We start from the raw sequence: 8,329 nt of genomic DNA, 5'->3' as shown, positions 1-8,329 counted from the left end.
GAACCTGGGACTCAAGGAGGTCCCGCTACCGAGGAAACGATATGCTGCAAAATGAGTAGTGACCACAAAAATCGCCAAGCCCCCGAATGACGCCAAGCCTTGATCTAAATTGGCGAACTTGGGTTAGCATCTTTTTTGCGTTAAATTTTGTTTCTTGACCCGGCATCCCCCCGCATCGTGCTGGAGAAGCCGGAAACGGCCGGGACGGTCCTCACGACGTTATGGCCGCAGTTATGATCAAGCCCGGCATTTTCATTCTGATTTGAGCGTTCGGCTTTCAGCATCTTTTTCAGGGAGACTTCCCATGAGTACGTTTAATGAACTGATGGCAAAAATGGATAACGGCGGCAGACGGGCAGAAAAAAAAGACACCATACCGTTCAATGCCCGGCGCATCCCCCCTGTAGATCGCCGGAAACGGAATGCCCGGCGGAACCTCATGACCCGAAGGCAGGCCCCGATACATTCAGGACATCCGCACCTTAAGGGGCATCTGATTTATCTCTACTCCAAAAAACCGACAATCTGCGCGACCGATCGCCGGAAAAACTATCGGGGCGCACTTTTTGCCGCATCACTTGCCAAATGAACGGCTCGATGTCGTTGCCGATCTGATCGGACACCTCTTATACGTTTCGGACGGATACAGCGCCCCGTCACTTTCGGAGTAAAAAAAGGAGACCGCATCACGGAATATCTCATTGACAGGGCCAACACCCGGGCCTGTTTCATCAGCCTTTACACCGACCACCCGGTCCTGCGCCCTTCGTCTGCCCCCACGACAGGACACAGTTCGACAAATCGATCCCGAGGGACATCGGTTAAAAACGCCACCGGATTGATCTCCGACTTTTGCCAGAACGCAGGGCTGACGCGACCGAACAGTTCAATCGCATCGTGATGCCAGCACCACCAGAGGCTTGTGAACAGATCTTCCAGAAACAGCACCGGTTCGGGAATCGCCGGAAATATCTGATCCGGCAGCCGGGTTTGCCGATTGGGATGTTTCAAGCAATTTGACGCTGAAAAAATACCGGCAGGGCCTACATTCGATCGTATCCGCGCACTGCCGATAATTTTTCCCGGCGCAGCCCGTTCAAACGAAACGCAACGCCTCAGTTTAACGCAAAGATTGGGTAGATAACCGCAGACGTTGAAAAAACCATTTATGGACAAAAAAGCAATAACGCTTCCCCGTGCCAATGAATACAGACCTGTATAAGTATGAATCAGTTGTTTTTATTTTTAATTCAACTCATTACGTTTGCACTGCAGGACAGCGGAAGGAGCCGGAAGATGAGACATATGCCGGCAGCCTACAGATTCACCACCGAATCCTCACCTCCAAAATCATTAGGAACATAATCATCTGCATCCCAATCATTTTCCCAATGATGACCGTCCAGCAGATACCGGTAACGATAGTTTCTACCGCACGCCAGGGAAAGGGTAAAACTGAATCCGCCGTCTTTCAGCCGCCTCATGGGATTGGATCCGGTATCCCATTCATTGAAATCCCCGCATAACATAGCCGCTTCCGCATGGACGGCTGCCGGAAGCTTAAAGGTAACCCGACAAAAATTTCCTGTCTTTGAATAGCTTTTTTTAATCATAATTATTCCCCCTTACGTTTTGATACTACGTTATTCCGCAACTCCGTAATAAAAAACAATCCGATCGGATCGGCATTCACAGCCGAAACCTGTCCCGGGGAAAATCTATTAACATATTAATATTATATAATAATATCCTAATCAAGTTATTTTATTTCCTGTGTCGTATTGCTTCCGCACCCCCAGCAGTTGAATTTTTCCGTCCTTTCAGCCGTAATAACCAGCGGAAGGAAAAATTTATCAGCAGAAATACATTTTAGGACCTCGAAAAAAAAACCGGGATTGCGCAGCATTTGTGTCCGTCTTCAAGACCAGACCCTATCAACGAGCGGATACTTGTCGTATGTGCTCTTTCATACAACGCGGAAGACGGGTAAACGTACAGGCACGGCGGTGCAATTTATTTTTCCCGAAACCCTGTTCTTGCAGGGATCAAAAAATGAAACCGGAAGGACAGCCTGTCCTGTAAGACAGCGGCATTGAAAAAGACAGTATAAACACAAAAAGGGATTACGAAACAAACCGTAATCCCTTGATTTTACTGGTAGGCACGATTGGATTTGAACCAACGACCCCTACCGTGTCAGGGTAGTGCTCTCCCACTGAGCTACGTGCCTTCATGAAAGCCAAAACCTATCACCCGATGATATCCGTGTCAAGAAAAATTAGACACAGAACCCGTTATTTCCGCCCCTGACTGTTACCTAACGAATTCTGCAATATATTCAACCCGTGATATAGATAATGGAATCCGGATAAAACCGTCAATCCTGCAGTAAACCAGTAAAGTAAATTTTCGCTGAACAATGCGATTTTAATCTTCGGCTCCAGAAGGCTCAATATTACCGTGGCGATCTGGAACAGCGTCGTGCACTTGCTGACCAGGCTCGGCCGCATTTCAACATGAATATCTGTAATGGAAAACACCGCAATGCCGAGAACAATCACGATATCCCGGCTCAGCACAATGACCGCCAGCCATTCCGGAATAATTTCAAGAACCGCCAGGCAGACAAACGCGGATACCAGAAGCAACTTGTCGGCAATCGGATCCAGATAGGACCCCAACACCGTGCGTTTATTAAAACATCTGGCAATCAGGCCGTCCAGGGCATCGCTGATACCTGCGACCGTAAACACAACAAAAGCCGCAAACCGTAAATCCTTCAACAGCAGGATAACGAAAACCGGAGTTAATACGATTCTGCTGATGGTGATCAGGTTTGGGATATTTATGTCAAAATCTCCTGATTTCAATGCTGAATGACACATCCGTTGATTGTATAAATAACTGTTTTTTTATTTACAGCTGTATCCCGGAAATTCTATGCTGACCAACCCCATGAAGCAGCGATCAGGGAGACAGCGGTTTTCCAGAAAGAACAGGCGAATCGGAAATCAGATCGACAGTCAAGCCCTGCGGGTCAGTTTCTGAGATATTGATTCCGAAATCATCGTACGTTCTTAACATCAATGCCTGGGCAAGGTCTTTGGCTGTGCCATGGAACACGGCTTTTATCGTCCCTTCATTGCCGCTTATCGCTTTCAGCGCAACACGTTCAACGCCGGAAACCTCATTTAGTATTTTTCTGAACCTGACAAAATGCCCGAGTTGTTTGGTTCCCCGGACAATGATTTCGATGTCCGAGAGTTCGCCGTATCCGGAATTCCACACGGACATAATCTGAACCGCCAGATCATCAGCGACAAGAGTACCTGCGCCTGTCAGCGCTTCCAGGCATCCTGTTGACACGTCCCTGTTCACAGCTGCAAAGTGCTGATCCGCGAAAGCAATTTTTTCACCGGTACCGACCCGAAGGGCTTGCGCCGTCATTCGGCCCTCAAACGATCTGAGATCCCCGCCCATCATATTGGGTCCCGGAACGGCCTCGGATGTACCGATAATGACCACATCCGCCTGAAAATGTTCGCCCAGAAAAAGCGCCGTCTCTTCATCGGTTTTGGTGCTCCCGGCAGCATATCCGTTTTCCTTCCAAAGCGTTTCATCAGCATGGGATACGATCTGGAAGCCCTTATCGGCCATTTTCCGGGCCACCGCCTTTTCTGCAATGCTGATTTCTCCACCCCCGGTGGTTTTCCACCAGCATTTTGGCGCAAGGTCTTCCACATTGCGTTCGGCAATCAACAAAAGCAACCCCGGGGTATCCTTTTTTAAAGACAGGATTCCCAGACCGGATAATTGATCTCTGATTTTATCTTCAGACACCGTCGCCCGAATGAAAACCCGGTAATATGTATTCGCCTTTAACTGAGTCAGCACCTTGTAATCCTGAATAAAGTTATCGGCATCACGGTAAAGATACTTGTCCAGAATCTGAAACTGATCCACAACGGCTTGAGACGTTATGAGGCGGGATACGGTTTCTCCAATGGCAGCCACCAATCCGTTTGAAACAGCCTTATCTCTGGCGGCCTCAACATTATTTCCCCGGATACAGCCTGTGCCGATGACCTCAACCGTGTTATCAGCAACCGGTTCAGCAGCAAAGCCGCTGCAGAAGGTGACGAACAAAACGATCAGAGCAGGTACCAGACACAAGCAGCCTCTGCGCCGGATGTGAGACGATAATAGCATAAACCAACCTCCACCGCCTTTGAAAAGGTTCAAACACGTTGAACGACAAACGTCAGGATTTTCGGGTTAATACAAAGTCAGCGATATCAGACAGAATATTTCGGGTTATAGCAGGCTTGAAAACAGTCAGGGCTTGTTTTGCCTTTTGGATATGATCTGCAGCCGCCCGGCGGGTATACTCGATCCCGCCATATTTTGTTAACAATGTTAACAATTTTTCAAAATCCTGTATAGAAAAATCTCGGGCGTTTAATATCTTCTCCATGAACTTCCGATCGCTGGAATCGGCCCGTTCAAAAGCGACGATGACCGGAAGTGTCATTTTCCCCTCTTTCAAATCAGCTCCGATGTGTTTGCCAAGCACGGTCGAGTCCGCTGTATAGTCGAGCAGATCGTCCGCCATCTGGAACGCCATCCCGATATGATACCCATACGTATGCAGTGCCTCTTCCTCTATTTCGGAGGCCTGCGCGATGATGGCGCCCACCCGGCAGGCGCCGGAAACGAGTACAGCGGTTTTATTCCGGATCACTTCCAGATATTCGGATTCAGAAAGGCTGCTATCGTTTTTCCTTTGCAGCTGATGAATCTCGCCCTGTGACATCTTTTCGGTGATATCGGCAATCGTGCGAATGACTTTCGGGCTGCCGGTTTCAGCCGATATCGAAAGCGCCCTCGCCAGGAGAAAATCACCCGCCAGAATGACTGTTGCCGGATCCCAGATTGAATTGGCCACGGGCTTGCCTCTTCTCATGGATGCCCCGTCCACAACGTCATCATGCAACAGGGTCGCCGTATGCAGGTATTCAAACATGGTGGAATATTTTTTATCCTGATCGCCGTTATAGCCACAGATTCTCGCCGATAATATCATCAAAAGGGGCCGTATGCGCTTTCCTCCGCAAAACAGGATATGTCCGGCGACCTGGGACACAAGATCCAGACAAGGGCTTAAATGGCGCTTCAATTCGTCTTCGATACCGGTCAGGTCTTCATTTATTCCGTCCTTGATCTTATGTTTAAGCGGACTCATAAGGCTTCTCCTGAAAGATCATATTCGTAAGCATCCGTGATTCTGATTTTGACAAAATCCCCCACCTGCAGATTTTCACCATGGATATAGGTTACGCCATCCACTTCCGGGGCCTGAAACGAAGTCCTTCCGACAAAAAGGTGCTGTTCGGGATTCTCCTCAACCAGAACGTCCAGCACCTTTTCCACATGCTGTTGATTGATCTGCATGGCAATATCGCGCTGGCGCTTCATGAGTTCGTCAAATCGCTCTTTTGCCACGTGTTCCGGCACATGACCGCTAAGCGTGTGGGAGGATAAATCATCAAAATCCGAATATATAAATCCGCCCAGCTGATCAAACCGGACCGTTTCTATAAACCTCAGCAATTCTTTAAAATCCGCATCGGTTTCTCCCGGGAACCCGACCATCACGGTTGTCCGGAGCGCAGCATCGGGCACAACCGTACGGATGCTGTCATATAACCGGTACAGATCATCGGCCGTACATGGTCGGCCCATCTGTTTTAATATTCTGTCGGCGGCATGCTGAACCGGAATGTCAAAATACGAACAGATATTTGAATGGCGGGCTACAGTTCGGACGACCAAATCCGTGATACTGGCCGGATGCCCGTAAAGAAACCGTATCCACAAATGATCCGATATGCCTGAAAGCGCCTCCAGTACACACTCAAGACCGCCTTCTCCTGCCAGCTCCTGCCCGTAGGCCGTGGTGTCCTGAGCGACCAGGATTAATTCCCTGGCTCCTTCAGAGACCAGCAGACGGGCTTCGGATACGATATCCTTAAGCGGCCGGCTTCTGTGTCGCCCCCGAAGCCTGGGTATGATGCAGTAGGTGCAGTGTTTGCTGCAGCCTTCGGCGATTTTAAGATATGCCATATGAGATGGCGTCAGGGTCCGGGTTGAGCCCACCGGCTGAAAACCGATCGAATTGGGATCCGGCAGTACGCAGTGGGAACCTGCCGGTGGCGACGTAAGAATTTCACAAATTTTATCATAGGCGCCGGTCCCGAGAAATATATCCACTTCCGGAAGTTCGGCTGCAATCTGCTCTCCGAAACGCTCCGGAAGACACCCGGCAACCACAAGCGTTCGGCATACCCCATCGATTTTAAACCGGGCCATCTCCAGAATGGTCCGGATGGATTCATCCGCCGCCGCTTCAATGAAGCCGCAGGTATTGACAAGGATAACGTCCGCCTCTTCCGGCTTTTCGGTCACTATCCAGCCGGGTATCATCAGGCGGCTCAGCATGATATCACTGTCTATAAGGTTTCGCGCACATCCGAGGCTTATCAGATACAATTTCATCGTAAGTTCTTTAATCTCTCATTTAGTATGGTCCGCGCCACTGTATCCCCGAGGCGATCAGCTGTTATCAGTTGTCGAAGGAAATGTCAAAATGCTTCTGCCAACTTGTATCCGTCCATAAATCCGGATTAAAAAGTCGGGCACAAAAGATATTTCCAATCCTGAAGATGGGCGCAGAGATTGAAATAACCGCTTTTCACCATTGCTCAAGAAAAGCAGGCGTTGGATAACATTTTTTCTAACCTTTTATACGGATTACCTCCCGGGTGATCAGCGGCACTATCTCAAACAGATCCCCCACGATCCCGTAATCCGCTTTCGAAAATATCTGAGCCTCAGGATCTTTATTAATCGCCACGATGATCTTGGAAGTCGACATGCCCGCCAGATGCTGTATGGCGCCGGAAAGTCCACAAGCAATATACAATGCCGGCGAAACCGTTTTACCGGTCTGCCCCACCTGATCCGAATGCGGCCTCCAGCCCTCATCCACGGCAGAACGCGACGCGCCCACAGTGCCTCCGAGCAAATCTGCAAGCGCTTCCAGAGCTGAGAAATCCGCCCCCCCCAACCCTCTGCCACCGGAGACAATCACATCTGCCTCGGTCAGTTCGATTTTCCCGGTATCGAGCGTTTTTTTAACAAATTTTAACGCTGTTTTCCCCGGATTTACGGTGAACATCTCCACGGCCCCGATCCCTTCCGATCCGGATATCGAAACCGCATTGGGCCGGATGGCCACGATCCGGGGAGAGCCGTCCAGCAGCACATCCGCAAGAATTCTGCCGCCGTACACCGGACGGGTGGCGATGAGCTGATCCCCATCGAATCGAATCTGAAGTGCGTCCATGGCCACCGGCGCGTTGAGCCGGGCTGAAAGTCGGGCGGCCAGATCCCTGCCCCGTGTTGAGGCCCCTATAACCAGAACCGATGGCTGTTCGGATTCCACCACATCGGCCACCACGTTGGTATACACATCGGTCAGATAATTTTCCAGAGACGGATCATCGGCGATAATAATCTTATCCGCACCGTAAGCTTTCAATTTTCCGGCAATAGCATCAATTTCAGACCCCAGAACCAGCGCAGACAGGCTGCCACCCACTTCGTCCGCAATCTGTCGACCCAGGCTTAATGACTCATAAGCGACTTTTCGAAAAACGCCATCAATCTGTTCCGCAACAGCCAGTATAATTGTTGACATATGCATCCTCCCCATTTTTTCGGATCTTATAAAACTTTAGCCTGTTCGTGCAGGGCCTTAACCAGTTCAACCGCCTTTGCCTGATCTGAATCCCCTTGTATCATGGTGCATGCTGCCCGCTGAGGAGGAAATTTTACTGACACAATTTTTATTTTAGACCGGCCAATGGTATCGGCATCCAGACCAATGTCTCCGAGGGCTTTTATATCAATCGACTTGCGTTTGGCTTTCATGATTCCGGGCAGGGACACATAACGGGGCTCATTCAATCCCCGCTGGGTTGTAAACAGTGCCGGCAGGGGGGATTCGATCACCGCACTTCCTCCATCGACCGTACAATGGCATTGGATGCGGTCTCCTGAAATTTCCTGTTTAAACACCATGGACATATGCGGCATATCCAGAAATTCCGCCACGGCCGCACCCACCAGAAAATTGTCATTATCCACAGCGCGCTGCCCCGCAATCACCAGATCGAACTCAATCGATGACAGCACCGTTGAAAGTATTCTGGCAACCCCTGATCCATCACAGTTTTCAGCGGCCGGATCACTGATCAAAATTCCTTTA

9 protein-coding genes and 1 tRNA gene are annotated in these 8,329 nt (G+C 49.8%); 1 reads left to right on the top strand and 9 read right to left on the bottom strand.

Annotation, left to right across the window (positions count from 1 at the left end; all coding sequences use genetic code 11):
• The first annotated feature begins 304 nt into the window (after nucleotides 1-304).
• Nucleotides 305-589, top strand: a complete 285-nt coding sequence (locus PHQ97_15430) for a hypothetical protein (GenBank protein MDD4394122.1) — start codon at nucleotides 305-307, stop codon at nucleotides 587-589.
• Nucleotides 590-738: 149 nt separating this feature from the next.
• Here the strand turns inward: PHQ97_15430 and PHQ97_15425 are convergent, their stop codons facing one another.
• The 9 genes from PHQ97_15425 to PHQ97_15385 form a co-directional block, all read right to left on the bottom strand.
• Nucleotides 739-1,011 carry a DUF3417 domain-containing protein gene (locus PHQ97_15425; GenBank protein ID MDD4394121.1) on the bottom strand — a complete coding sequence of 91 codons (273 nt, stop codon included), beginning with the start codon at nucleotides 1,009-1,011 and terminating at the stop codon, nucleotides 739-741.
• A 305-nt stretch (nucleotides 1,012-1,316) separates the two neighbouring features.
• Nucleotides 1,317-1,613 carry an isoamylase early set domain-containing protein gene (locus PHQ97_15420; protein MDD4394120.1) on the bottom strand — a complete coding sequence of 99 codons (297 nt, stop codon included), beginning with the start codon at nucleotides 1,611-1,613 and terminating at the stop codon, nucleotides 1,317-1,319.
• A gap of 542 nt (nucleotides 1,614-2,155) precedes the next feature.
• A tRNA-Val gene (locus tag PHQ97_15415) sits at nucleotides 2,156-2,230 on the bottom strand.
• 64 nt (nucleotides 2,231-2,294) lie between these two features.
• A complete protein-coding gene (locus PHQ97_15410) occupies nucleotides 2,295-2,870 on the bottom strand; it encodes a CDP-alcohol phosphatidyltransferase family protein (protein MDD4394119.1) in 576 nt (191 codons plus the stop codon).
• Nucleotides 2,871-2,967: 97 nt separating this feature from the next.
• Nucleotides 2,968-4,209: a hypothetical protein gene (locus PHQ97_15405; protein ID MDD4394118.1), complete on the bottom strand. Its 1,242-nt coding sequence runs from the start codon at nucleotides 4,207-4,209 to the stop codon at nucleotides 2,968-2,970.
• 52 nt (nucleotides 4,210-4,261) lie between these two features.
• Entirely contained in the window at nucleotides 4,262-5,242 is a 981-nt protein-coding gene (locus tag PHQ97_15400) for a polyprenyl synthetase family protein (GenBank protein MDD4394117.1), read from the bottom strand.
• Nucleotides 5,239-6,555 (bottom strand): 30S ribosomal protein S12 methylthiotransferase RimO, encoded by a 1,317-nt coding sequence (gene rimO / locus PHQ97_15395; GenBank protein MDD4394116.1) that lies wholly within the window; start codon nucleotides 6,553-6,555, stop codon nucleotides 5,239-5,241. The genes PHQ97_15400 and rimO overlap by 4 nt, the downstream gene beginning before the upstream one ends.
• A gap of 238 nt (nucleotides 6,556-6,793) precedes the next feature.
• A complete protein-coding gene (locus tag PHQ97_15390; protein ID MDD4394115.1) occupies nucleotides 6,794-7,759 on the bottom strand; it encodes an electron transfer flavoprotein subunit alpha/FixB family protein in 966 nt (321 codons plus the stop codon).
• Nucleotides 7,760-7,785: 26 nt separating this feature from the next.
• On the bottom strand, nucleotides 7,786-8,329 hold a 544-nt coding region (locus PHQ97_15385), incomplete at its 5' end, for an electron transfer flavoprotein subunit beta (protein MDD4394114.1).

Source organism: Desulfobacterales bacterium (assembly GCA_028704555.1).
Classification (GTDB): domain Bacteria; phylum Desulfobacterota; class Desulfobacteria; order Desulfobacterales; family JAQWFD01; genus JAQWFD01.
The sequence above is the reverse complement of the archived record's forward strand: the minus strand, read 5'-3'. Positions and strand labels throughout refer to the sequence as shown.